At 40.2% G+C, this 1,750-nt stretch carries 1 protein-coding gene; it reads right to left on the bottom strand.

What is annotated here, in order from left to right; all coding sequences use genetic code 11:
* Positions 1 to 3: 3 nt before the first annotated feature.
* A complete protein-coding gene (locus BJR36_RS19910; protein ID WP_091237172.1) occupies positions 4 to 1,413 on the bottom strand; it encodes an ISL3 family transposase in 1,410 nt (469 codons plus the stop codon).
* Positions 1,414 to 1,750: the final 337 nt, after the last annotated feature.

The raw sequence follows: 1,750 nt of genomic DNA, 5'->3' as shown, positions 1-1,750 counted from the left end.
GGCTCAATCACAAATTTTGTGGGATAAAGGATTTCTGACATAAGTCTTCCTGCTGATATCAAACAGTTTAAGGAAGAAGTATTCATCATCACGATATCCGTAAGCCTGTCGTCTTAATGTTTTGATTTTGTTGTTTATACCCTCAATCTTACCAGCTGATATGTCATATGTTGCATGAGCTATGATACCCTCAAAGTGATTGTCCAATAACCTTCTGAACCACATAAGGTGCTCGTTTTTAGTTGATTTACAGGTATCCATGATAGAGATAATATCCTCAGACATGCGTGCTTCATCATTACGAGAATACGCAAGAGTTAAACTCTCTTTGATGAGATCAAGTGTAAACAGCAGCTTGTTCTGGCTAAGCAGTTCATCATATCTTTCTTCATGACCACCCTTACGGATGTAATCCTCTGTACCAAAGATAGGACTTCCTTTTGAGATAACTCTTTCATCAGCGGCATCCTGGTCCTTACGTTTTAACGTTTTTCTGGAAGACATAAGGATGTAGCGGGTCTTCTTTAGAGAACGTGCTGCTTCGTCATCACCTTCAGCAAGCAGACGACGCTGTTCATCCTTGCGAACTTCACTGACAACCTTGTCATTGAAGTTCTTAACGATATGAAAGTAATCAAATACAGGTTGGATATGAGGGCACTTATCCTCAAAAGCCTCCTGAAAATCAGAATTCATATCACATGCGATGGCTTCCACACTGTCCATCCATTCAAGCCCTACATGCTCGATGAAGTCATAGACTACCTGCTTTTTCTTGCCATTGGCAATCCATAACACGTGACCAGTTTCCATGTCTATGATATGAGTGGCATACTTGTAACCATTGTGAAGCTTGAATTCATCTATACCGAGAAACTTTGCCTTACGTTCCGGTTTGATTAGCTTTGTTCCATCGATTGTATAAAGTTCCTGAAGACGCTGTTTATCAATGTCTTTGACTGTATTCTTACCAAGACCTGTAAGCTCAGCTACTTCTTTATTGGTATAGTTTCCAGTTGCCAGAAGATCACGGGTATACTGATACAATTCTTCTGTAATACGGTGAGCCGGTGCCTTAAAAGAGATAAACTGCATTCTGGTTTTACCACATTTAGGGCATACATATTGATTGCGATTAAACTGCACCTGGCTAAGATATCCACCAAAAGGAAGATGCCTCAGTGTAATACCAGGATGGTTGTTTACATGCATCTTACAGCCACAGTGGCAGATGATATCGTCTTCACTAGCATCAAGTTCACCATGAAAACAGAAAGCAGTACGACCGGATGCAGTCATCTCAGTAGTTGTAGTATGATTCATGAATCCATACAAACAGGAAGGAATTCTTAAAAATTCTATAGATTGAGTAAAAACTAATTGTCCATTTTCGCTGTTTCGTATATAATCCATGATAGAGGATCTCCTTTAGATTGGGTTGTTGTATCTGTCCAGGACACAATTCAATCTTATAGGAAGATCCTTTTTTATTCAATTGTAATGAAACAATATAAGATTGTTCTTAGGCTACTGAGCCAGAGGTATAAACCAGCCATCCCGAAGGGGCTTGCCCTTGAGGGGATGGAAAAACAATGCTACACTATGTGGCTTGACGAAGAAAAAGAAGATTGTTCTTGAGTTCTTCGCCGTCGGTGATAAACGAACAGCATTGCTTTTCCATCCGGTCAAGGGGGGCGTAACAAATCAATACATTACGTGGTGGCAATCCCACGAAAAAAATGATTGACCC

This window comes from Anaerobium acetethylicum (genome assembly GCF_900096945.1).
In the GTDB taxonomy this organism is placed as follows: domain Bacteria; phylum Bacillota; class Clostridia; order Lachnospirales; family Lachnospiraceae; genus Anaerobium; species Anaerobium acetethylicum.
The sequence above is the reverse complement of the archived record's forward strand: the minus strand, read 5'-3'. Positions and strand labels throughout refer to the sequence as shown.